Annotated in this window: 24 protein-coding genes and 2 pseudogenes; 10 read left to right on the top strand and 16 right to left on the bottom strand. The window is 68.1% G+C overall.

Annotation, left to right across the window (positions count from 1 at the left end; all coding sequences use genetic code 11):
- Positions 1-85 precede the first annotated feature (85 nt).
- Together IEX31_RS19120 and IEX31_RS19115 are read left to right on the top strand one after the other, a co-directional pair.
- Entirely contained in the window at positions 86-421 is a 336-nt protein-coding gene (locus tag IEX31_RS19120; protein WP_229662439.1) for a hypothetical protein, read from the top strand.
- A gap of 9 nt (positions 422-430) precedes the next feature.
- A pseudogene (locus tag IEX31_RS19115) lies at positions 431-712 on the top strand (cytochrome b N-terminal domain-containing protein); the annotation flags it as partial.
- Here IEX31_RS19115 and IEX31_RS19110 read toward each other — a convergent pair.
- Positions 665-904, bottom strand: a complete 240-nt coding sequence (locus tag IEX31_RS19110) for a hypothetical protein (protein ID WP_229662443.1) — start codon at positions 902-904, stop codon at positions 665-667. The pseudogene IEX31_RS19115 and the gene IEX31_RS19110 overlap by 48 nt on opposite strands.
- Positions 905-1,354: 450 nt before the next feature.
- Here IEX31_RS19110 and IEX31_RS19105 point away from each other — a divergent pair, with 450 nt between their 5' ends.
- The gene (locus tag IEX31_RS19105) at positions 1,355-1,759 is read left to right on the top strand and encodes a hypothetical protein (protein WP_229662442.1); all 405 of its coding nucleotides are present in this window, start codon (positions 1,355-1,357) and stop codon (positions 1,757-1,759) included.
- A 38-nt stretch (positions 1,760-1,797) separates the two neighbouring features.
- The gene (locus IEX31_RS16420) at positions 1,798-2,178 is read left to right on the top strand and encodes a YciI family protein (RefSeq protein ID WP_188744483.1); all 381 of its coding nucleotides are present in this window, start codon (positions 1,798-1,800) and stop codon (positions 2,176-2,178) included.
- 156 nt (positions 2,179-2,334) lie between these two features.
- On the opposite strand, the gene IEX31_RS16415 is transcribed toward IEX31_RS16420, so the two are convergent.
- From IEX31_RS16415 to IEX31_RS16385, 7 genes are all read right to left on the bottom strand, one after another.
- Positions 2,335-2,565, bottom strand: a complete 231-nt coding sequence (locus IEX31_RS16415; RefSeq protein ID WP_188744482.1) for a hypothetical protein — start codon at positions 2,563-2,565, stop codon at positions 2,335-2,337.
- An 83-nt stretch (positions 2,566-2,648) separates the two neighbouring features.
- Entirely contained in the window at positions 2,649-3,074 is a 426-nt protein-coding gene (locus IEX31_RS16410; protein WP_188744481.1) for a type II toxin-antitoxin system VapC family toxin, read from the bottom strand.
- Positions 3,075-3,401: 327 nt separating this feature from the next.
- Positions 3,402-3,785, bottom strand: a complete 384-nt coding sequence (locus IEX31_RS16405; RefSeq protein ID WP_188744480.1) for a DUF7715 family protein — start codon at positions 3,783-3,785, stop codon at positions 3,402-3,404.
- 590 nt (positions 3,786-4,375) lie between these two features.
- Entirely contained in the window at positions 4,376-5,587 is a 1,212-nt protein-coding gene (locus tag IEX31_RS16400) for a family 1 glycosylhydrolase (protein WP_188744479.1), read from the bottom strand.
- A 44-nt stretch (positions 5,588-5,631) separates the two neighbouring features.
- Positions 5,632-6,528 carry a carbohydrate ABC transporter permease gene (locus IEX31_RS16395; protein ID WP_188744478.1) on the bottom strand — a complete coding sequence of 299 codons (897 nt, stop codon included), beginning with the start codon at positions 6,526-6,528 and terminating at the stop codon, positions 5,632-5,634.
- Positions 6,528-7,475 carry a carbohydrate ABC transporter permease gene (locus IEX31_RS16390; protein ID WP_188744477.1) on the bottom strand — a complete coding sequence of 316 codons (948 nt, stop codon included), beginning with the start codon at positions 7,473-7,475 and terminating at the stop codon, positions 6,528-6,530. Before IEX31_RS16390 ends, IEX31_RS16395 begins: the two co-directional genes overlap by 1 nt.
- 78 nt (positions 7,476-7,553) lie before the next feature.
- Positions 7,554-8,816 (bottom strand): ABC transporter substrate-binding protein, encoded by a 1,263-nt coding sequence (locus IEX31_RS16385; protein WP_188744476.1) that lies wholly within the window; start codon positions 8,814-8,816, stop codon positions 7,554-7,556.
- Positions 8,817-9,070: 254 nt separating this feature from the next.
- Here IEX31_RS16385 and IEX31_RS16380 point away from each other — a divergent pair, with 254 nt between their 5' ends.
- Genes IEX31_RS16380 through IEX31_RS16360 form a run of 5 tightly spaced genes read left to right on the top strand, consistent with a single transcriptional unit; the run spans position 9,071 to position 13,197 of the window.
- Complete coding sequence (locus IEX31_RS16380) at positions 9,071-10,060, top strand: LacI family DNA-binding transcriptional regulator (RefSeq protein ID WP_188744475.1); 990 nt, start codon at positions 9,071-9,073, stop codon at positions 10,058-10,060.
- A complete protein-coding gene (locus IEX31_RS16375; RefSeq protein ID WP_188744474.1) occupies positions 10,057-11,859 on the top strand; it encodes a glycoside hydrolase family 2 protein in 1,803 nt (600 codons plus the stop codon). Before IEX31_RS16380 ends, IEX31_RS16375 begins: the two co-directional genes overlap by 4 nt.
- 53 nt (positions 11,860-11,912) lie before the next feature.
- Positions 11,913-12,572: a hypothetical protein gene (locus IEX31_RS16370; protein WP_188744473.1), complete on the top strand. Its 660-nt coding sequence runs from the start codon at positions 11,913-11,915 to the stop codon at positions 12,570-12,572.
- Positions 12,569-12,811 carry a type II toxin-antitoxin system Phd/YefM family antitoxin gene (locus tag IEX31_RS16365; RefSeq protein ID WP_229662438.1) on the top strand — a complete coding sequence of 81 codons (243 nt, stop codon included), beginning with the start codon at positions 12,569-12,571 and terminating at the stop codon, positions 12,809-12,811. The genes IEX31_RS16370 and IEX31_RS16365 overlap by 4 nt, the downstream gene beginning before the upstream one ends.
- Positions 12,796-13,197 carry a PIN domain-containing protein gene (locus IEX31_RS16360; RefSeq protein WP_188744471.1) on the top strand — a complete coding sequence of 134 codons (402 nt, stop codon included), beginning with the start codon at positions 12,796-12,798 and terminating at the stop codon, positions 13,195-13,197. The genes IEX31_RS16365 and IEX31_RS16360 overlap by 16 nt, the downstream gene beginning before the upstream one ends.
- 160 nt (positions 13,198-13,357) lie before the next feature.
- On the opposite strand, the gene IEX31_RS16355 is transcribed toward IEX31_RS16360, so the two are convergent.
- The 8 genes and pseudogenes from IEX31_RS16355 to IEX31_RS16325 form a co-directional block, all read right to left on the bottom strand.
- The gene (locus IEX31_RS16355) at positions 13,358-13,624 is read right to left on the bottom strand and encodes a type II toxin-antitoxin system Phd/YefM family antitoxin (protein WP_268237006.1); all 267 of its coding nucleotides are present in this window, start codon (positions 13,622-13,624) and stop codon (positions 13,358-13,360) included.
- Positions 13,534-13,799: pseudogene (locus tag IEX31_RS19755) on the bottom strand (DUF7715 family protein). The gene IEX31_RS16355 and the pseudogene IEX31_RS19755 overlap by 91 nt, the downstream one beginning before the upstream one ends.
- 50 nt (positions 13,800-13,849) lie before the next feature.
- Positions 13,850-15,130: a DUF3322 domain-containing protein gene (locus IEX31_RS16350; protein WP_188744469.1), complete on the bottom strand. Its 1,281-nt coding sequence runs from the start codon at positions 15,128-15,130 to the stop codon at positions 13,850-13,852.
- Positions 15,131-15,197: 67 nt separating this feature from the next.
- Positions 15,198-15,599, bottom strand: coding sequence for an SbcC/MukB-like Walker B domain-containing protein (locus IEX31_RS19100; protein WP_229662437.1), 402 nt, complete (start codon positions 15,597-15,599; stop codon positions 15,198-15,200).
- A 610-nt stretch (positions 15,600-16,209) separates the two neighbouring features.
- Positions 16,210-17,247 carry a ribbon-helix-helix domain-containing protein gene (locus IEX31_RS16340; protein ID WP_188744468.1) on the bottom strand — a complete coding sequence of 346 codons (1,038 nt, stop codon included), beginning with the start codon at positions 17,245-17,247 and terminating at the stop codon, positions 16,210-16,212.
- Positions 17,244-17,489, bottom strand: coding sequence for a hypothetical protein (locus IEX31_RS16335; protein WP_188744467.1), 246 nt, complete (start codon positions 17,487-17,489; stop codon positions 17,244-17,246). Before IEX31_RS16335 ends, IEX31_RS16340 begins: the two co-directional genes overlap by 4 nt.
- A 157-nt stretch (positions 17,490-17,646) precedes the next feature.
- The gene (locus IEX31_RS16330) at positions 17,647-18,915 is read right to left on the bottom strand and encodes an ATP-binding protein (protein ID WP_229662436.1); all 1,269 of its coding nucleotides are present in this window, start codon (positions 18,913-18,915) and stop codon (positions 17,647-17,649) included.
- A gap of 114 nt (positions 18,916-19,029) precedes the next feature.
- Entirely contained in the window at positions 19,030-20,982 is a 1,953-nt protein-coding gene (locus tag IEX31_RS16325; RefSeq protein ID WP_188744466.1) for a hypothetical protein, read from the bottom strand.
- A 768-nt stretch (positions 20,983-21,750) separates the two neighbouring features.
- Here IEX31_RS16325 and IEX31_RS19675 point away from each other — a divergent pair.
- The gene (locus tag IEX31_RS19675) at positions 21,751-22,344 is read left to right on the top strand and encodes a MarR family transcriptional regulator (RefSeq protein WP_373285541.1); all 594 of its coding nucleotides are present in this window, start codon (positions 21,751-21,753) and stop codon (positions 22,342-22,344) included.
- Positions 22,345-22,371: the final 27 nt, after the last annotated feature.

The following is a 22,371-nucleotide window of genomic DNA, read 5'->3' as shown; positions in this document are numbered from 1 at the left end:
CGCCCGCCTCGCCGCCCGCCTCGCGAACGCCACCCTCTTCGGCCGGCGGGGTCCCGACATCACGGCGGCCCTTCGCCGCCGGACCGTGCCGAATCGCTGGACGAACCTCCTCGGCGTGGTGACGCTCGCGTGTATCGTGGTCGTCACCGTCACCGTCACCGTCACCGGCCTGCTGCTGATGTTCTGGTACACGTCGTCGAGCGCCGCGACGACCTGCACCGGCGGGTACGCTCCGCTGCACGGCGCCGAGGTCTCGCAGGCGTTCCCGTCGACGATGCGCATCTCGTTCGACGTGCCGGGCGGCCTGCTGATCCGGCAGGCGCACCACTGGGCGGGGCTGCTGCTGCCCGCGTCGATCATCATGCAGATCCTGGCCACGTTCTTCACGGGCGCGTTCCGGCGACCGCGCCGGGGCACGTGACTGCTGCTGGTGCTCATCTTCATCGTCGGGCTGATCGGAGGGTGGAGCGGCTACGCCCTCCCCGACGACCTCCTCTCCGGCACGGGCCTGCGCATCGTGGAGGGCATCGCGCTCGGCATCCCGCTCGTGGGCACGTGCGACGCGGCGCTGCTCTTCGGCGGCGGGTTCCCGGGCGAGATCATCGCGAACCTGTACCCGCTGCACGTGGTTATCGTGCCGGCGCTCCTCATCGCGCTCGTCGCGCTACGCGGGCTCGCGGCGTGGTACCACGGGCCGCCGCAGTTCCCCGGCCTCGGACGCGCCGAGCAGGACGTCGTCGGGGTGCCGCTGTGGCCGGTCGCGGCGGCGCGCGGGCGGGCTGTTCGCGATCGTCACCGGGCTGCTCCTGGGAATCTCCGCGACGGTCACGGTGAATCCGACCTGACTGTACGGCCCGTCCGACCCGGGCAGCGCGGGCGCGGGCAGCCAGCCCGACTGGTACACCGGATTCCTCGACGGCGCGCTGCGACTCGTCCCCGCCGGTTGGGAGTTCGTCTGGCTCGACCGCACGTGGACACTCGCGATCCTCGTTCCCCTCGGCGTCGTGGGCGCGTTCTTCGTCGCCGTCGCGGTCTACCCGTTCGTCGAGGAGCGGGCCTCCGGCTCCGGCGACCGGCGCGACCACCATCTCCTCGATCGTCCGCGGAACGCGCCGACCCGCACCGCCATCGGCTTCGCCGCCATCGTCTTCTACGGAACGCTCTGGCTCGCCGGCAGCGCAGACCTCATCGCGACGCACTTCGACGTCGCGTTCGAGCACGTGATCCCGGTGCCGCAGGCGACGCTCGTGCTCGGCCCGGCGATCGGCTTCGCCATCGCGCCGGGTGTGCCTGGCCTTGCAGCGCAAGGACCACGAGGTGTGTGCACGGCCATGAGACCGGGCGCATCGTGCGCATGCCCGGCGGCGAATACGTCGAGGTGCATCGGCCCATCGGCGAGTTCGAGCGCTGGCGCATCGGCGTCGTGGACGCCCCGCGCCCGCTCGCGCTGCGCCCGGACGCGCGCGGGCGACTGCCGCTTACGCGGCGGGCGCAGGCGCGGCTGTCGCGCTTCTTCTTCGAGGACCGCATCGAGGTGGGGTCGCCGGTGGCCGCGATCGAGGGCGGGGGCGCGACCGTGGGCGAGACCAGGACCGCGGCCGAGCATTCGGTGACGGATGCCGCGACGGTGACGGATGCCGCGGACGTGACTGATGCCGCGGACGTGACTGATGCCGCGACGGCGAGCGAGCGGATGCCGCGACATCCGTCGATGGCGATGTCGATGTCGATCTCAGCCCGCGCTCGTTCGACGCCTTGATGACGGCGCCGACGACGCCACGACGAGAGGAGCCACCGATGACGCAGTACTTCCTGACCATGCCCCACGACTCGGCGACCGAGCCCACGATGGCGTCGATGCAGGAGCTCGACCCCGCCGAGCTCGCCGCCGTGATGGCGGCGGTCGACGAGTTCAACACCGCGCTGAAGGACTCGGGCGCGTGGCTCTTCGCGGGCGGGCTCAACCCGCCGTCGACGGCGAAGACCGTCGACGTCACGTCGGGCGAGACGCGTGTGCTCGACGAGCCATTCGTCGAGGCGCCGTCATACGTGGGTGGCTTCTGGGTGATCGAGGCGGCTGACGACGCCGCCGCCGTCGAGTGGGCGGCGAGGGCATCCGCCGCGGTGCGGTCACGCATCGAGGTGCGCGCGCTGCAGGAGGCGCCGCCCGAGGCGTAGCTCTCGCGGTTCCTGGGAAGATTCGCGCGAGCCGATCCGGGCGCCGGCCGGTCGTATCGCGAGACATCGTGCACCACGACGACCGCTTCGAAAAACGAGCTCGCGACGCAGAGGTGCCGATCCCGTTCGGCGCCGAGGATGCTCCCTCGCCGCGCTTCAGTCCCAGTCGGTCGCGCGCGGCGTGCGGTGGCCGCCGCCGGTGTCGAGGTCGTCGCCTACCTCGAGGTCGGGGCCATCGCTCTCGGTGATGTTCGCCCCCTCGAAGAAGGGATCTACCCCGAGCTCACGGGCGTGCTCGGCGCGCAGCCGCGCCTGGTCGTTCGCGTCGTCGGCGAAGTCGCGGTCGTCGCGGTCGCTGCGTTCGCCGCGGCCTGTGGTGTCGCTCATGTGATCCCCCTCGGTCGGTTGGTTCAGGGTAGTTCTCGACCTGCGCCGCCGCGACCGGGTTGCGGTTCGCCGAGCAGGCGAGCTCACGGCAAGATCGCGAACCCCTCACGGGCGACGGCGACTGAGAGCTCGCCGTCGAAGACCGCGAACGTCGAGCACGTGGGATCGATGAGCCACGCCGCGCGGGCACTCGCCAGCTGAACGACGTCGTGGGTGCGAAGTCCATGGATCGCTGTGAGCTCCGCGGCGCGCTCGAGGACCTCGTTCGTCAGCTGCAGCGTGACGAGGCGACCCGTCGGGCCAGCCAGGTCGTGCTCGAAGGCCTGCACGAGGGTGCGTGCGTCCTGGGCGTCCGGTTCACCCATGCGGTTCTTGCGCCAGACTGCGGCGGGAACCTCGACACGCACGATCGCGCTCACGACCATGGCGTCGAGCGAGCGGAGGTGCTCGTGCCCCTCCTCGTCGGCGCACAGCCTGACGACCGCAGAGCTGTCGGCGAAGACGCTCACCGCCGTTGTGCGGACACGATGTCGGCGAGCTTCGTGCCCGTTCCGGCCGCCGCACGCGCCCGGTCGAGATCTGCCGCGCATCTCGTGGCTCGGGCGACATCGGTGGCCACGAGGTGAGCATTCCGGCGGCGCGCAGCCGCTCGCGCAGTCGCACGGCGGCAGGGTCGCGTTCGTCGCTGTCGGTCGCGATCGAGAGCACGCGAGTCATCAGCTCATTCATGCTGAGACCCTCAGATGCCGCGACGGCGTGCACCCTGCGAACGAGGTCGTCGTTCGCCCGCCACGTGACCTGAGCCATGCTCGGGAGCCCAGCATTCGCGCTTGCAGTCATGCATGCACCTCTCGCGGGCCGAAATCATCGATTCGACGGTCGATCACGGTGCCGACACCCCACAGGCTTGCGAGCTCGAGCAGCCCGTCGACGAGATCCGCCGCCCAATGCTCCGGCCAGCCTCCATCTCGAAGACTCGTCTGCATCGCCAGGATCATGTCGTCGCGCGTGAATCCGGGGATCTCGTCCACCCGTGCCGTCGTCGTCGACCGGTGCGAGCTCATGCCTGCGAATCCACGCCCGCAGCCGCACGGCCCGTCGGGGTTGCGCCGATCGATCGCGCACGGCTCCTGCACCCAGACCAGCTCGCCCTCGATGCACCAGTTGTAGTCGCCCTCGTGCTCACCCTGCGTGAGCGCCGTGGCCACCAGGACCTTCATGTTCACTCCACTCTCGGCACGAGCAGTATCGTGACGCTAACCTCGACCACCGACATGGCGGTGCAGGCGGCCGACGACTGCGAGTCGGGGCATGGGGTTCGGCAACGTGCAGTTCCCGTTCAACGCGGTCACCTAAGGCGGGGGATGCCGCGGCGCCGCGAATCTGCATGAGAATCCGTGTCAGTGCCCGCTATCCGAGCCCGTAACCCGGATTCCCATGCATCCGCGTTGGGCGGTAGGCAGCATTCAGGCGAGCGGATGCCGCGGCCGCCACATCCGCCCCGCTACGCCGACGCGCCGCACCAGCTCGGTCGGCAGCGTCTCGGGTGCACTGCTCAGCCCGGAGCTGCTCGAGTTCGAGCACAACGACGTCAACTTCCCCTCGGCATCGGCATCGGCATCGGCAAGCTCAACGGCCTGACAGGGCACGCGGCCATATGAGCGGGCACATGAACTCGGCGACCGTCCGGGACTCGGACGGCACGATCATCGTCGTACTTACGAACATCACGCAGGCACCCAGCGGCGCGCTCCCTGCGACCAACATCTCGGAGCTGATTTCCCGGGCACTTCCCGCCCGCTACGTCGCCCTAGCGGCCCGACTCTCGTTGGAACGCACCGAATGCGTCGGTCTTGCGCCGTGCCAGCGTGCGGTCGGCGCCGCGCTCCAAGTCCACGAGGCCCATGTGGATGAACCACTCGTCGGGCGACTTCGAGTCGTGGCGGTAGAGCCAGTCGACGAGGGAGAAGAAGGGGAACCAAGTATAGCCGAGCACCGGCATGCCCTCGGCGCGGAGGGCGCGCACCTCGGCGAGTGACTCGGTCAGCCATTCCAGCCGCGATTCGACCGACCCCCCGCGCGACGTCTCCGTCACGGCTAGCGGGAGGTTGTAGCGCTCCCAATACAGCAGAAGCAGGTCTCGCAGGCCGGCCACGCCCGCCTCGATCGGCGCGGCCGCTCCGTCGTCGAGATATCGGACGGTCGTGAAGGCCGGGTAGTAGTTGATCCCGACGACGTCGGGTGTCACCGCATTCTCCGCGAACCAGGCAAGGTCCGCCTCCGTCACGCCGTGTGACGCGAGGTACGAACCGAGCGGATGCGTCGCATCGACACGCCCGGTGATGAGGTCGAGGGCGAGGAAGCGCCGCTCCTCGAGCACATCGAGCGGGATCGCACCCCCATCTCCTTCCCAGCGGAAGCCGGCGTCCACGTGCACGAATCGAGCCGCCGGATTGACGGCCGCGATCTCCTGCTGGGTGCGCACCATGCCGCGGGCCAACGCCAGCGTGAGCTTCACAAAACCGTCCTGACCTGACAGGTACGGCGGCCAGGTGGCGGTCTCGCCGCAGTAGATCGCGTTGATGATGGGCTCGTTCAGCGGCGTGAAATCGTTCCACACGCCCGCGTAGCGCTTGGCGACGGCACGGGCATAGCGCGCCACGCGTTCGGGGTACGAGGCGTTGAGGAACTGGTTCTCGAGCCAGAGCGGGGTGCCGTAGTGCATGAGGTCCACGACGACACGCAGTCCGAGTGTCCGCGTGTTCTCTGCCACGTCGTCGATCCATCGCCAGTCGAACTCCCCGGGGCGCGGCTCCACGAGGTACCACGGGATGCCCCAGCGCAAGAATCCGGCGCCCGACTCCGCGGCGAGCGCGAGGTCCTCCCGCCAGTGCTCGTAGTGCTGGGTGAGCTCGTACTCGTCGAGCTTGCGGTGGCCGACGCGCTCCTGCGGAACGAAGGTGTCTTCGACGCCCACGCCGAAGTGCAGGCGGCCGTCGTTCATCCAATGCTGTGCGGGCACGGCATCCTTTCGAATTGCGGGGATGATGTGGGAGGGTTCCCGACTCACTTGAGCCCGGTGGTGGCGATTCCGGCGACGAAACTGCGTTGGATCAGCAGGAAGAACGCGATCACGGGTAGGAGCGCCAGCAGCGATCCGGCCATGAGCAGGCCGTACTCCACGACGTGTTGCCCCATGAAGAGCGCCAGGCCCGCCGGGAGCGTCGCCGACTCCACGTCGGCGGACATGATGAGCGGCCAGAGCAGGTCGTTCCAGTTGTACTGGAAGTGGAACAGCCCGAGGGTGAGCAGCGCCGGCTTCGCCAACGGCATGATCACGCCCCAGTAGATTCGCCACTCGCTCGCGCCGTCCATGCGCGCGGCTTCCTCGAGATCCTTCGGCAGGGAGAGGAAGAACTGCCGCAGGAAGAAGATGCCGAAGGCGTTCGTCATACGCGGGATGATCATGCCGGGCAGCGTGTTTGTCAGGCCGATGCTGTTGAGCATGTCGTACAACGGGATGAGCGTCACCTGGAACGGCAGCATCAGCAGCACGAGGATGAGCACGAGCACCACGCCGCGGCCGCTGAACTCGAGCCGTGCCAGCGCGTAGGCGGCCATCGAATCGAACAGCAACGAGATGAGCGTCACCGATCCCGCGAAGATGATCGTGTTCAGGTAGAGCCGTGCGAACGGGATGCGGCTCCACACGTCCACGAAGTGCTCGAACGTGAGCTCGCGAGGCCACAGCGTCGGCGGGAACGCCACGATGTCGCTCTCGGGCTTGAACGCCGTGAACGCCATCCAGATGATCGGCAGCAGCATCGCCAGGGCGATGACGATGCCGGCGATCGCGGTCAGCCATTTCCACGCCGCGTGGGTGTTGAGGTATGAGGGGCCTGTGCGGCGACGAGCGGATGCCGCGGGGCGGTCCACCGCCGTGGACTCGACGGTCGTGGTCATCAGTACCTCACCTGTCGGCGCTGGGAGTAGCCGTATTGGATCATCGAAAGGAGGAACACGAAGATGAGGAGCACCCAGGAGATGGCGGCGCCGTATCCGAAGCGCAACTCCTGGAAGCCCTCGCGGTAGATCAGCATCACGAGCGTCTCGGTGCGGAAGAACGGGCCGCCGTGGGTCATCACGTAGATCTGGTCGAAGGCCTGCAGCGACGCGATGAGCGCCATCACCGACACCAGCAGCGTCTGGTTCGAGAGCAACGGCAGCGTCACGTTCCGGAAGCGCTGCCACGCGTTGGCCCCGTCGAGACGGGCCGCCTCGTGCAGGTCTTCCGGAATGGACTGCAGGCCTGCGAGATAGATGACCATGTAGAAGCCGACGTTCTTCCAGACTCCCACGAACATCACGGCAGGCATGGCCCATTGCGGGTCGCTCAGCACGCCCTGCCCCGACACGATGCCCACCTGCGACAGCCAATAGGAGAGCAGTCCGATGTTCGGATCGAGCAGGAAGGCCCACGCGATCGCGATGATGCCGAGCGACACGATGAAGGGGAGGAAGATCGCCGTGCGCACGAACGCACGCCCGGCGAACTGCCGATCGAGGAACACGGCGAGGACGAGCGCCAGCCCGATGGTGACCGGGGTGACCACGGCCGCATAGTACACGGTGTTCCAGAACGCATTCCAGAAGGCGGGGTCGCCGAACAGCTCGACATAGTTATCGAGGCCGACCCATTCGGCCGCGCGGATGAGGTTGTAGTTCGTCAGCGAGAGGTACGCCGCCTGCACCATCGGGTAGAGGGTGAAGGCCGCGAGCACGAGCAGGGCGGGCGTGAGGAAGAGCCAGGCGGTGATCGCCTTGCGGTGCGAGCGGTGACGGCGCGGGGCATCCGTTCGCGCAGCGGCTGCCTGCGGCGGGGCCGTCTGGGCCGTCTGGAGAGTCGTCATTGAACCATTCCTGTGGCGGGGTGGGGCGGCGTGCGGCGCGCGTCGGCGCCCCAGTCCTTCAGTGTCGAGCGGGTACCGCTACTTGTCCAACTCCGCCTGCACCTGCTTCGAGGCCTCGGTGAAGATGTCGTCGACGGTGCCTTTGCCGTTCAGCGCCTTCTGCAGGGCTGGGTTGAAGATGGTCTCCATGATCGTGCCGCCGGCGGCGATGCCCGGTAGGAGCACCCGCGAATTGTCGACCACGTCGGGCGCTCCGAAGACGGCCGGGTAGGGGTTGCCGGTGATGTCGGATGACACGTCGGCGCGCGTCGGCGGGAAGCCCGACCCCTCCGCCCACGTCGTCTGGCCTTCCTTCGAGTTCCAGTAGGCGAAGAATTCGTAGGCGGCCTGCTTGGTCGTCTCGTCGGCCGACGTCGGCACCGCCATCGACACGACGTCGGCCAGGGTGATCTGGTCGCTCGGTCCGGCGAAGGCGGGGGCGAGCCCGAAGTTCAGGCCGGCATCGTTGAACCCGGTGGTCATCCACGGACCGACGATCTCGATCGCCGCCTTGCCGGTCTGGAACAGCTTGTCGGCATCGGCACCTGCGAGGCCGATGGGTGAGGCCTGCTTGTTCTTGACCAGATCGACCCAGAAGTTGAGCGCCTCCAGCGACCCTTCGGAGTCGAGTTCGCTCGTGGTGCCGTCCTCCGACACGATGCCGCCGCCCGCGTTCCAAAGCAACGGCGGGTACATCGGCACGGTCTCGTGGTCGGCCAGCGCGATGGCGTACTGCTCCGGCTTGCCATCCCCGTTCTCATCGACGGTGAGCTTCGGCACCATCGCCGCGAACTCATCCCACGTCGTCGGCGGGGCTTCGGGGTCGAGCCCCGCAGCCGTGAACAGGTCCATGTTGTAGTACATCAGCATGGTCGCGAGATTGACCGGCACCCCGTAGTTCTCGCCGTCGAACATCGACGCCGACACCGCGGCATCCGCCAACGCGTCGGACTCGAAGTCGGGATTCTCGTAGTAGTCGTCGATCGGCTGGAACAGGCCTTCGGCAGCGTATTGGGGGAGACGCGATGCGGACATCGCGACGATGTCGGGACCGTTCTTGCCTGCCGCCGCGGTGAGCACCTTCTGGTACAGCGTGTCCCACGGCATGATGTTCGCCTTCACCGTGATGCGATCCTGCGATGCGTTGAAGTCATCGACGACCTGCTCGAGGGCCGGGCCGTCTGGTCCGGTGAAGCCGTTCCAGAACTCGAGCGTCACCTTCGCATCAGGATCGTTGGTGCTTCCGCCGGACGCGCCCGCGCCGGTGCAGCCCGTGAGCAGGAGTGAGGCTGCGGCTGCCATCGCGCCGCCTGCGATGAGCACCGACCGAAGGCGCTGGGTTCGCCGCCGGTCACTGCTGTGATGTGTGTGCATGGCTTCTCCTTCGAAGATCGTTCAACGTTGAACGGCTGGTGTCAGATCAAGTTATACACTCTGGGTAATCGTTGAACAAGAGTTTTTGGTAATCGTTGAACAAGACAGTGGCGTGTGCCATGGTAATCGTTGAAGGGTCACGGTGGACCAACCGCCCCGACCCGGCATTCGGAGGAACACAGATGGGCAGAACGACCCTCAAGGATGTGGGCGACCACGTCGGCGTCTCAGCCAAGACCGTCTCCAACGTGGTGAACGGCACCGGTTGGGTGCGCGAGGACCTCAAGGTGCGTATCCGCGAGGCCCTCGTCGAACTCGGCTACCGCCCGAACGCCGCCGCGCGTCAACTGCGCAGCGGGCGCAGCGGCATGATCGCCGTCGCCCTGCCCGACCTGAGCCAGCCGTACTTCGCCGAGCTCGCATCGGAATTGGTGGCGGCCGCTGAGGATCGATCGATCACCGTGCTCATCAACCAGACCAACGGCCATGCGGACGCCGAGCGACGCATCAGCGACGGAATCGGCATTCCGGTCATGGACGGCCTCATCCTGAGTCCCCTGGCTCTCAGTGCCGATGACCTCGCGACCCGCCTCGACACTACGCCGATCGTGCTGCTCGGCGAGCACATCGGCGAGAGTCCGTTCCCCCACGTCACCGTCGACAACACCGCTGCCTCCCAAGCCGCGACGGCCCACCTCATCGCATCGGGACGCCGTCGCATCGCCGCCATCGGCGCCCAGCCGTCCGGGCCGAACGAGACGTCGGAGCTCCGGCTCAACGGCTACCGGGCCGCACTCGAGTCGGTCGGCATCGCCGTCGATGAACGCCTGATCTGCACGGTCGAGGAATTCCACCGCGGCGACGGAGCACTGGCGGCGGAACGGCTGATCGACAGCGGGGTCGCCTTCGACGCCGTCTTCGCGTTCAACGACCTGCTCGCGCTCGGTGCCATGCACACGTTCTCCGCCCGCGGAATCCGGGTTCCCGAGGACGTCGCGATCGTCGGATTCGACGACATCGAGGAAGGGCGATTCTCGACACCGTCACTGACCACCGTGTCGCCCGATAAAGCCGCGATCGCGCGCGCCGCACTCGACCTGCTCGCGGACCCGAGCACGTCGCCGATCGAGACCATCATCCCGTTCCAGATCATGAGACGAGCCAGCGCATGAGGCAACCCGATCTCCCCGACGCGACCCGCCAAGACGGCCGGTACCCCCGGCCGCAGCTGATGCGTCCGCAGTGGAGTGAACTCGACGGCGATTGGGAGTTCGCCTTCGGCACCGACCCGGCACAGCAACCGCATACCGTCGCCTTCGACCGCAGGATCCGGGTGCCGTACCCGCCGGAGTCGCCCGCATCGGGCATCGGGGAAACCGGGTACCACCACGTCGTCTGGTATCGCCGCTCCATCGCCCGCGACGGCCTCGTGGCCGCCGGGCTCTCCGACGAACGGTCCCGGGTCCTGTTGCATTTCGGCGCGGTCGACTGGGCTGCCGACGTCTGGCTGAACGACGTATTCCTCGGACGACATGAAGGCGGGCAGTCGCCGTTCACGTTCGACGTCACCCATGCGCTCGTCACCGGCGACAGGAACGCTCTCGTGGTGCGCGCCATCGATGACCCGCACGACGTGTCGATCCCCAGGGGCAAGCAGGACTGGCGCGAGGCTCCGCACTCGATCTGGTACCACCGCACGACGGGCATCTGGCAGCCGGTCTGGATGGAATGCGTGCCACCGCTGCACGTGGTCGATCTCGCCTGGGAGTCGGATGTCCCGTGGGCGTGCGTCAACCTCGAGCTCACGCTGAGCAGGCCTCCGAGCATCGCGTCATGGGCGAGCGTCACGTTGTCATTCGAGGGCGAGCTGATCGCAGAGGCTCGTTTCCGTCTGCTGGAGCGCGCGTCGCACTTGCGGCTCAGCCTTCCCCATCAGCGGAACGGCCAGCAGTACGAGGAACTGCTCTGGAGCGCCGACCATCCGCGCCTGCTCGACGCCACCGTCATCCTCGAGGAGGAGGGCGCCGCCGAGCCCGCTGACGCCGTGTCGAGTTATCTGGGCCTCCGAACGGTCGAAGCGGTCGACCGAACCTTCCTCTTGAATGACAGGCCGCTCTACCTGCGCGCGGTGCTCTCGCAGAACTACTGGCCGGAATCCCACCTCGCCGCCCCTGATTCCCAAGCCCTGCGGCGCGAGGTCGAGGTGATCAAGGAGCTGGGCTTCAACGCGGCGCGCGTGCATCAGAAGGCGGAGGACCCGCGCTTCCTGTACTGGGCCGACCGTCTCGGACTGCTGATATGGGGCGAGACGGCGAGTGCCTACGAGTTCAACGGGCGTGCCGTCAGCGCGCTCACCACCGAGTGGATGGACCTCGTACGTCGCGATCGCTCGCATCCGTCGATCATCGCGTGGGTGCCGCTCAACGAGAGTTGGGGCGTGCAGCACATCTCGCACGACGAGCGTCAGCAGTCGTTCAGTCGCGCCATCACCGCGCTCACCCGGGCGCTGGACGCAACCCGACCAGTCATCTCGAACGACGGATGGGAGCACACCGACTCCGACATCTGGACGATCCACGACTACGACGACGACCCGGAGCGCATCGGTCGCCGCTACGGCTCGGTCGAGGCGGTCGACGAACTGCTGAGCGGCTTCGGACCTGCAGGCAGGCGTATGTCGGCCTCGCAGGACGACCGCGCACAGCCGATCATGCTCACCGAGTTCGGCGGGGTGAGCTACCTCGACGAGCACGTCGACGGTGCGTGGGGATACAGCTCAGCGCACGACCCGGCACAATTCGAGACGCAGGTTGCCGCATTGCTGCGGGCGGTGCAAGCATCGCCGGTGCTGTCGGGCTTCTGCTACACCCAGCTCACCGACACCGGGCAGGAGACCAACGGCCTCCTGCGGTCCGACCGCTCGCCGAAGGTGCCGGTCGAGAGCCTCCGACGGGCGATCGAGGGCCGCTGAGCAACGAACGTCGACGTTTTGCTCGCGCGTAACCCGGCTCGGATCACGCACGCGTGACTCGGCGGCGCGAGCCAGCGTGGAACCATGAGCGACACCACGGAATCCCGCACCTGGCTGCCGAGGGCTTCACGCACCCCGAACGCGTCGAGTTCGTGCTCGGCTACCACCTGCGGCCGATCCGCGCCGACGACGTCGACATCGACTACCCGGCGGTCATGGGCTCGCGCGAGCGCCTGTGGCAGATCTACGGCGAGAGCTGGGACCGGCCACCCGCCACCATGACCTACGAGGCCGACCGCGACGACCTCGCGCGGCACGAGCGCGAGATCGCGGCGCACGTCACCTTCAACTACACGATCCTCGACGACGCCGACGAGCAGCGACTCGTGGGATGCGTCTACATCGACCCGCACGACAGCCACGACGCCAAGTCATCCCTGGTGGGTCGTCGACGAGTTCGCGGGTTCGGCGCTCGAGAAGGAGCTCGACGCGTTCGTGCCGCACTGGCTGCACCACGTGGGGGTTCAGCGCGGTGCACTTCCCGTTCAACGCTGTGGCCTGAGGCGAACGGATGCCGCGGCGGCGCGGCCCTCTGCATGGGGATCCGGGTCACGACCCTCTCTCCGAGCTATAACCCGGACTCTCGTGCACTTCCAGCCCGGAGTAGACATCCCGCCCAGCAATCAGATAATCTGATTGCATGCGCACCATGACGGCAACCGACGCGAGTAGGGCGTTCGCGGCGCTGCTCGATGACGTCGAGCGTGGTGAGACGATCATCATCACGCGCGCCGGTCGGCGCGTCGCGTCCGTCGGACCGGTCGACCTCAGCAACGGATCCGAGGTGGTGGCGCTGCTTGCGTACGGCCCCGTCGATGACGAGTTCGCGCAGGATGTCGCCGCCGCACGCGAGGCGGTCGAACTCGCCGAGCCGGCATGGCCCGCCGACTGATCCTCGACACCGGGGTGCTGGTCGCCTCCGAGCGGCAGCGCCGCGAGCTCGCAGCGGTCGTGGCATCCGACGACGACATCGTCATCGCGGCGGTGACGATCGCCGAGCTCCGAACGGGCATCGAGCTCGCCTCACCCGAGCACCGCGAGCGACGGACCGAGTTCTTGGTCCGCGTGCTCGAGACGCTGCCGGTCGAACCCTACGATCTCGCGACTGCCGAGGCCCACGGCCGCCTGTTGGCGCACGTCTCACGCACGGGCACGAAGCGCGGGGCGCACGACCTCATCATCGCGGCGACGGCGGTGGCGACGAAGCGCACCGTGTTGACGACCGATCGCGCTGCCCGTTTCGGTGAACTGCCCGGGGTCGACTGCATCGTCACCTGAGCGAGCGGATGCCGCGGCGGCGAGGCGCTCTGGAGAAGCGATTTCGCCGCTGCGATCATGAGGTCGGTACGGCACTGATCGCCATCTGGCGGGCAGGTCGTCGGCGTCGATCCAACGACGCAGGCACACGATGTTCGTATCGAGGAGCCCGCGTTCATGCTCAGCGGGCATACGGATCGTCCAGCGCCGAGTCGACGACAGCCTCTTGGTCGGGGCGAAACCGGTCGAGGGCGATCGCAGGCGCGGAGCGCGACATGGCGGCGAACTCCGATCGCGTGACGAATCTGCGCCGCTTACGCAGCGGGATGAGCTCGCCGATCTCGTGCCCGTCGCGCGTCACGGTGAACGATTCGCCACGTTCGACGGCGTCCAGGATCTCGCGCGATCGCATTCGCAGGTCGCGAACCGATGCGTGGCATCGAGGCAATCGACGTACGTCGCGAGATCGAGCCCGGGTACCCTGCGCACGATCGCGGTCGTCCTGACCTCGTCGCTCGTCATGCCGCGGAACGTGATGCCGCAATCACACGAACCATACGGTCCGCGCACGCTGTAGGACATGCCTCGATCATGTAGACAAACACGCCCTCGGCGCATCGCATCGCGTCGGTTGATCTCGTACCCTGGGCGACACTCGTCGCGACCAACACCTTCACGTTCCTCTCCGACCCCGGCACGAGCTCCGCGAGTATGTGCACCGCACGATACGCGGAGCCACCGACGTCATCAGCCGAACCACGTCCTTGCTGAGGCAACGGTCACGCGGATCGAAGCGATGCTTTCGCCGCCGCGCCTTGGAGCGCCGCGAACGCACGCGCCCACGGGAACCGCTCCTGTTCGACCCGTACGCCACCCTCGGCACGGATCCGAGCCAGCGCCCGCCGCTCCTCGGTGCGGAGCATGCCGAACTCACCGGGCACCTGCCTGGTCTCCGGCACCCAGAGGTCGGCGCGCACGCCACGAGCGTGGCCTCGTCCATGAGGACGCTCCTGACGTCGCCGCAGGTGGCGCGCAACAGGTCGAGAATGCGGAACCCGTCGGAGTCCAGTTCACCGCAGTAGACGATGCGGCCGTCACGGATCCACGGGATGCCGCCGAGCCGGGTGACCGCATAGCCCGAGCCGTGCACGACCACGGCCCCGGCAGCTCGGGCATCGACAGCATCGTCTCGAGGTTCTCGAACACGAAGACCGTCGCCGGCGCCACGTTCAGCGCGGCGAGCTGGTCGACCGGGCGTGGCGACATCCCGAAGGCCGCCCGGGCGAAGCGCTGGGTCGAGGAACCGCACGCGCACGAGCGACTGGTTCTCGAGCCGGCCGAGCGAGTCGTCGCCGGTGACCGCCGCGACGACGCTACGGTGCCCTTCGAGCCATTTCGTGTCGATCCCGCGGATGGGAAGCTGGCGGATGCGCCGACCCGACGCGGGATGCGAGATGAGCCAGTCGACGACGTCGGGCAGCGTCGCGAATTCATCGTCGCCGTACGCCTCGATGGTGCGGGCGTGCGGGCGGATGGCGGAGCCGAGCGGATCGGGCGAACCCAGCCGAGCCCACAGTTCGTCGGCCCGTGCTCGAAGCCGCTGCCAGGTGCGTCGGTGCGCGGCGCCTGCGAATGCGGTGAACGCGTCGGAGTCGCCCAGCACACAGCGCTCGGGGACGTGTTGCGCCCCGACACTCGGCCAGCGGCGCTCACCCAAGACGACCTCGACCGCGTCGCGACCGCGACTGCCACGCTCGCCGACCGCCCGCCACTCGCTCGCCCACGCCATCGCACGCGGCAGATCAGCGAGCGCGGGCCTCTCGGTGGGCGGGTGCAGCGGAATCTCCATCCTGGCGTCCACCCCGATGCCCGCCGCCCAGTCACGCAGCGAGCGCTCGACCGTCCGGGCCGCGCGTGCGCGCGCCTCGGTCACCGACACCATCGGCGCCGCCATCAGCCGGGCTCGTCGAAGTTCAGGTTCGCGACGAGAGAGAGCTTGCGAGTCGGGTTGTCGATCGTCGTCACCGCCCGACGTACGGCTCGATGGTCTGCAGCAGCTTCTGCGGGGTCGCGAGCAGCATGTGGAACCCGAACTCGACGAACACGTCCATGGCCATGCGGGTGTAGCGGCGGTCGGCCTTGTCGAACGCCTCGTCGAGGATGATCGTCGCGTACGACGGCACGGATTCCTCGTCGACGGTGAGCTGGTATCGCAACGCCGCCGCGAGGCAGAAGACGACGAGTTTCTGGCGCTGCCCGCCCGACAGTCCGGCACTCGACTCGTGCAGGTTCACGACGCGGCCGGCGCGATCGATGTCCTTCGCGAGGAATGTGACGTACTCTCGCGTGTCGAGGCAGCGCCGTCGCCAGACGAGATCCACGTGCTCGTTCGAGCCGAGCCGGTGCATCACGCGGGCGAGCACCGCGAACCTCCGACCGGCGGACTCGAGGTCCTCGTCCTCCCAGTTTGCCCTGCACGATGGTCTGGAGGTCGGCCATGAAGTCCTGCACCTCGCCGCCGCGTTGCACCTTCACGTCGATGCGCAGGAACCGGTCGTGGTCGAACGGCGACGTGCCGAGCGACGCATTGACCGGCGCGATCCGTTCGGTCACCTCCCTCGGCGCATTGCGCAGATCGGATGCCAGGAGGCCGATCTGGTCTCGCGACTTCTCCCGGAGCAGCTTGAGGAAGTTGCGCTCGTGTTCGGGCAGGCCGCGCGCGACGATGCCCACGAGCAGTTCGCGGTACGCCTGCCGGTCGCCGATCTGCGCGGTGAGGTCGGCGCTCACGGCCGGCCAGTTGGTCATGAAGGTGCTCGCCGCCGCGACGAACCGGGTCTCGGCACCGGACTGCCGTCGGCGGGCGGAGTCGAGCGAGCGAGCTCGCGTGATCCTCGGCTGACGGGGTCAGGACAGCCAGCGGCTCGCTTGCCGAGGGCGAAGACCTCGTCGGGCACGAGCGCAAGATCGCCGAGACGTCACCTTCAACGACGCGACTTCGACGCCGACGAGACCCGGCGCGTCAAGCTGCATCTACAAGGCCGCTCGGCGCCGCTCCGCCCACTCCTCGAGCACTGCCCGGGTGAACTTCGACACACTGACATGCGATTCGTCGGCGGCATGCTCGAGCGCCAGGAACAACTCGTCTTGCAGTCGCAGCGAGAGTCGGCGTGAGTGCGAACCGTCGCGGTTCAGTGACTTCCCGCCGGGGATGAGATTCGCGCGCCGCACGTCTTCGACGATCTGCCGCACGCGTTCATCGGTGAGCGGCTCTCCGTGGTAGATCACCTCTTCGGTCTCGACGGACTCGACCTCGGGGCTCGCCGGTAGCTCGAAGTGACGCCGCTCTCTGGTGTTCATCGGCTCCTCCTGTAGCTCGTCGGCATCGCGTGGATGATCGTCCAGCCCGTCTCGACGGTCGTCGACCCTCAGCGGCTCATCCACTGTTCGAGTATGTCTGACACCACCGACACTACTCCGATCGCCTGCGATCGCAAGTGCTGACGTCCACGCGACATGAGAATCCGGGTCATGGCCTCCATGGGGCCTCTGACCCGGATCCTCATGCGTGTGCGGCGGGGGCAGGCTGGGTGCGCGCGGCGGGGGCACGATCCGAGTGGATGCCGCGGGCCAGCCGAGACCTACCGCCGCAGCGGCGATGACGCCGACCATCGCGACGATGCCGACGATGTTGGCGGCGCGAACCTCGAATGTGACCGGTTGGTCCGCTGCAGCGGTACTTTCCCCCGCGCTCACCCACGATCCCCACGGCAGCGAAAACGTAGTCTGAGGGCGGTCGGCGACCGGGTGGAGCCCGACGACTCCCCGCAATCCGCTGTCGAAGGCGTAACGTGTCGTGCTCCAGAGGAACACCTGCCCCCCGAGATCGGTCAGTCCGAAGTACGAGCCGGGCGCCCAGCTGGCGTATCGAGCCACGAACTCCTCGAGCGGAGCACCGATCCTCACCGTGTAGACGGTGCTTTCGACTTTACGTGCCGCCTCGATCGTTCCCACCCCATCTGCCGGAGAGAGGAGACGCTCGAATCCGTCGCCGACCACGTCCAAGCTCAACACGCGGATGCCACCGTGAACGTCGACGTAGCGGTGACATCCCCGAACACTCCGAAGCTCAGTCCCTGGCTGACCTCCTCGGGGGCGAGAACGAATTGAACCCGGCCGGGCTCTCCGCTGATGGGCAGTTCCAGCCGCGCGGGCGTGTAGCCTTCGGGAACCACGATCGCGTCGGTCGGTGCCGGCGCATCGGCGGAGCAGACGCTCGAGCAGTCGGTGACACTTGCGACGGTGAGCGTCATGACAGCTGGGTCGTCAGGCGACGGGCGCGCCTCGAGCTCGAGCGCGGAACCGCGCAATCACGGCGGCACTCCCCCGTGCGCATGGACGAGACCGCATGCTGTCGCCTGCAGCCGGGGGATCCGGCACCTGTGGACAGGCGACGGTCCACAAGGCGACCTACGACCCGAGCTCCCAGAGGGTGCTGATGGGCAGTGCGCGGTTCTTCTCACCGAAGGGGAGGGTCTCGGTGCCCGCGTAGAGCACGATGCCGGCGAGCAGGTCCCCGCCGAGCCGCGCGGCGAGGTGGTTGATGCCCTTGAAGTCGTCGGGTCGCACGGTGGCCGACGCCTTCACGTCGATCGCGACGACGCGCCCACGCCGGTCCTCGAGCACGATGTCGACTTCGACCTGATCCTTCGTACGGTAGTGCGACAACTCGGCGCGGGTCCGCGACCAGGTGAGCTGCCGCGCCATCTCCATGGCGACGAACGCTTCGACCAGCCCTCCCAGGGGGCTTTCCAGCCGTCGGAGGCTCGCGGCATCCTGACCGATGAGGTTGGCGGCAATCCCCGAGTCCACCATGGCCACCTTCGCGGTCGACACCGCCCGACCGCTCAGGTTGCGTGACCACGCGGGGATCCGCTTGATCAGGAAGACCTCCTCGAGCAGACCGAGGTACCGACTCACGGTCGTCTGAGGCAGCCCGAGCAGGCCCGCCAACGCGCCCGGCACCAGCAGTTGACCGGATCGAGCCGCGAGCAGGCGGATGAGTGAGCGCATCTCGTGTCCGCGTTCGATCTCCGACAACTGCATGACCTCGCGATTCACGATGTCGGCGACATAGTTGTCGAAGAACGCTTCGCGGCGACGCCCCTCGCGCGCGACGGCTTCGGGGAATCCGCCCCGCACGATCCGGTCGATGTACCCGGATCGAAGCTCATCGCTCTGATGCCTCAGGCCCGGTCCCTGCTCGAATACGGCATCGACGAAGCCGTCGGGTCGGCCCTCGATCTCCCCCTGCGAAAGCGGCCAGAGTTCGATGGTCTCCATCCGCCCGGGCAGGGCATCGGGCACTCCCCGGAGGCCGAGGACGCGCGCAGACCCCGTGAGCAGGAACCGGCCCGGCCGCGGGTCGGCGTCGACGACTTCCTTGATGGCGAGCAGTAGTTCGGGAACCCGCTGCACCTCATCGATGATGAGCAGTTCGTCCTCCCGCACGAACGAGGTCGGATCGAACTCGGCAGCCTGCCGCGTGGCGGCGCGATCGAGGCTGCGCCACGTACCGCCACGCTCTCCGCCGATCTGCGCGACGATCGTGCTCTTGCCGCACTGACGCGCACCGTTGACGAGCACGACGCGGGTGTCTTCGAGCGCATCCTCCACCGCACGGGTCGCGTGGCGAGGGAGCAGTCGGCCGATCGGAGAGCGCGGGAGTTTGTGGGCCACGGGGTCATTCTGGCACAGGCCTGTGCAAGAATGGACGCTATTCGCGTGAAAGTTTGGTCGCCGATAACGTGAGAGTCTCGCCGCCTTACGCGTGAAAGCCTGGTCGGGGCGCGTTCACTCCTCTGCGACATCCGCGTACAGCATCGCCATCGACAGGAGGACGCCGCGCGCGACCGCCCCGCGGAGCGCAACAGGAACCTCGAACACGCCGTCGGCATTCGCCTGGAGCAGGCCCGCATCTTCGAGGCGCTTCAGCCGCTGCAGTGCACGCGGCGTCAGGATGCGTGCGAGCTCGCTGGATTCCGCTTCGTCGTCGTCGACGCTCTCGGGCGCGAGGGCGACCATCAGCCTCCGGACCGCCTCGGTGGTGATGGCAGCTTCGAACATCGGGATCGGGCCTGCGCTCTGCTCGGTGAGCACCTCGGCCACGAACACGCCGACCACCATGTCGCCCATGTCGAGCGGCGGCAGCGGGTGGGCGAGCCATTCCGTCGCGGCCGGGCCCGGTCGCACGCGGGTCGCCGTTCGGGTGATCACGTCTGCGATGGTCAGCGCCTCCCACCAGGCGCTCAACATCGGGACCTCGTACATCGAGCGCGCGTACGTGGTCGCGGGTTCGGGCAATGGCGCGTCCAGGTCGATGTCGATCAGCGGAAGGAGCTCCCCCTCCTCTGACGGATACTTGGCAACTCCGACGGCCGAGACGCCGATCATCGCCGCGACCGGTTGGATGTCGGCGCGACGCACGCCTCCCGACGGCGACACCGGGCGCCCCGTCCCGATCCACGCCAGCAGGTCGCGCACGGCGGCGACGATGCGAGTCCCGGCGAGCGCTGCGCGCCGCTCCTCAGCGTCGAGCTGCTCGGCGCCGGCGATGGCGTCGGCGATCACGCCCGATCCGGGGAGCATCTCGGCGGTCGCCTCTTCGACGACTTCGTGGGCGTCTTCCCAGCCGTCGGCGTCACGAGCCGTCTCGAGGCGGAAGTGCACGTAGTCGTGAAGCGTCTCGAGGGCGTTCTCGAGCATGTCGGATGCCTCAGGGTCCTCGTCCTCGAAGAGCACATCGATGAGCGGGTCGATGTCGTCGGGGTCGAGCGCATCGAGCCCCGCTTCGCGCGCGAGCATCAGCAGGGCCCGGAGCACGTTCGTCTCGTCGGAGACGCTCGGCGCGGCGATCGAGGGCTGTCGCTCGAGCCACGCGCTGAACTCGCGCAGGGTCCGGCGGTCGCGCGCCGGGCTCCCCCTGCGGCTCGCGCGGTTGCCCGACGGCTTCGCGAACGCACGGGCTGCAGGTGCCTCGCCCCGAGCGAACGCGGATGACGGCGGCAGCACTCCTGAAGCCCCCACCGTCCCCGACGGCCGCACCGAGCCGGTCGGCGCCGCCTTCCCCGACGGCGGCGCCGACTCGCGGGAAAGCACTCGCCCTGCGAGCGGGCCCACGTCGACGCCCTCCGCGGCAGCCTGGGCGATCAGCGAGGCCGCGACGACGAGCGCGGCCCCCTCGAAGACGGCGAGCCCGCCGCGCCGAAGATGGAGGCTCTGGAGCGCATCGAACGACCGGCCCTTCGATGCCAGCGCCAGGATGTCCACCGCGGCGGCCCGCGACTGCCGCCCATCCCACTTCGGCACGCGGGTGCCGGCCAGTGCCGCGCCGAGCGCCGGATCGGTATGACGGGCGTCGAGCAGCCCCAGACTCGCACCGATGACCTGGGCGACGGCCGGGGTGTCGCCCACGGGCTCCGGCCCGATGGCCGCGAGCACGGCGCGCGCACGTTCGTCGTCGCCTTCGGCGATCGCCTCCGTGAACCGTGCGAGCACCGCGAACGCCGCCGCCCGCTGCGCCCCCACAGGCGTGAACAGGGCGAGATTGCGCTGCTCCGTCGCCCTGGCAAGCGCCGCGTTGAGGTCGTCGAGGTCGGTGTCTTCGAGATTGTCGAGATCGATGCCCTCCGCGCTCAGGAGCGGCGCGAGTTCACCGAGCATCTCATCGGCGAGTCCCGGGCGGTGCACGACCCCCATCTTCGCGAGCTGGGCATTGAACTCGGGGTCGTCGAAGGGCGTGGCCATCCACCAAGGCTAGCCCGTGCGGCAGCGCGACGACAGGGCGCACCGGGCCGCTCGACGAAGACGCGCACCACCTGACGCGAGCGCGTCGGGTCAGTCCGGAAACGGGTCAACGGCCGCCTACGACCCGGGGTGGATCGGGCCCGATTGCAGGATCCGCCCTGAAATCGTCGCAGAACCCGGTCTCGATCCATTTCGTGACTGGGGTCAAGATCTGCGGCGAGTGGCCGAGGCACTGACGGTGGCCGCCGATACCGTGAACTCACGATCCCCTGGCCGGAGGGCTGAACGATGACGAGCAGTACCTCGACGGCACGCCCGCGCACCGCCGAGCGCATCACCACGCTGTAACCCGTCGGCTGTTGTCGCCCATGCCGCGCACCGCCGCGAGCCTTATGAGGAGGGGCCGCAGCGGCCCGGCCGCGCGACTGCGTCGCACCAGCGATCGCACGCAGCCAGACGTAGATGACGAGATTCCACGCGACGAGCGCGAACGCTTGCCGCTGAGCCGTATCAGTTCCGCCGAAGACGTTCACCGACGTCACGGTCGCCGAGCGAAACGCGCGCCTGTTCGTACGGCAGACACCGCCCTCCCCCTCGTCGATTCCGGGCCCCGGTCGCGATCAGGAAATCCGCCTCTACGTCGTGCCCAGGCTCACCGCGAGCCTGCGCGCACTCGCCACGGAAGATCACCGCATCGCGGTCGCCGCAGTCAACGACGGCATCGTCCTTCTCGATGGTGAAGAACGCCGCATCCACTCCGCCGCGCCGATGACCAGAGAGGAGCGATCGGAGCGGCGCGTGGCATGGGGGCGGTACGCCCTCCTCAGGGCACTCGCCAGGACGCGAGCTCCGAGAACGCAGGCGCAACTCGCCGAGGAGACCGGCGTCACCCAGGCAGCCATCTCCCAATCCTTGAAGCGGCTCGACGGCCTCGTCTCGAGGACGGCTGACGGTTGGTCGGCGCGCAACGTCCGAGAAGTCGCCGACGCCTTCCTCACCCAGTACCCGGGGGCGCGAGGGATCACGACGGGCTGGTATTCGCTCGACCCGGTGACACGGCAGGCCCAGCTCGTGGCCGAAGCGGCTACACGAGAGGGAGCCGTCATCTCCGGTGATGCCGGCGCAGACCGGATCGCCCCATGGCGCAAGCCCGTTCGAGCTGTCGTCTATGGTCGCACCGGGCTCAACCTGGCTCGGCATGGGTTCGGCGACGCCGATCTCGAGCATGCTTCCCTCGAGTACACGGTGCCCGCCGATCAGACGATCTGGGCGACAGCTCGTGCCCACTCTGACCCAGATCCGCGAGTAGTTGGCTGGCGCGCGGGTGCGGGAAGTGAAAAAGTGTCCTCTGACCTGGGATAATGGGTTTTACGAAGACTCATAACCCTG

The sequence above is a fragment of the Agromyces bauzanensis genome (assembly GCF_014645655.1).
Taxonomy (GTDB): domain Bacteria; phylum Actinomycetota; class Actinomycetes; order Actinomycetales; family Microbacteriaceae; genus Agromyces; species Agromyces bauzanensis.
Note: the sequence above shows the minus strand (reverse complement) of the source record. Positions and strands in the feature narration are given on the sequence as shown.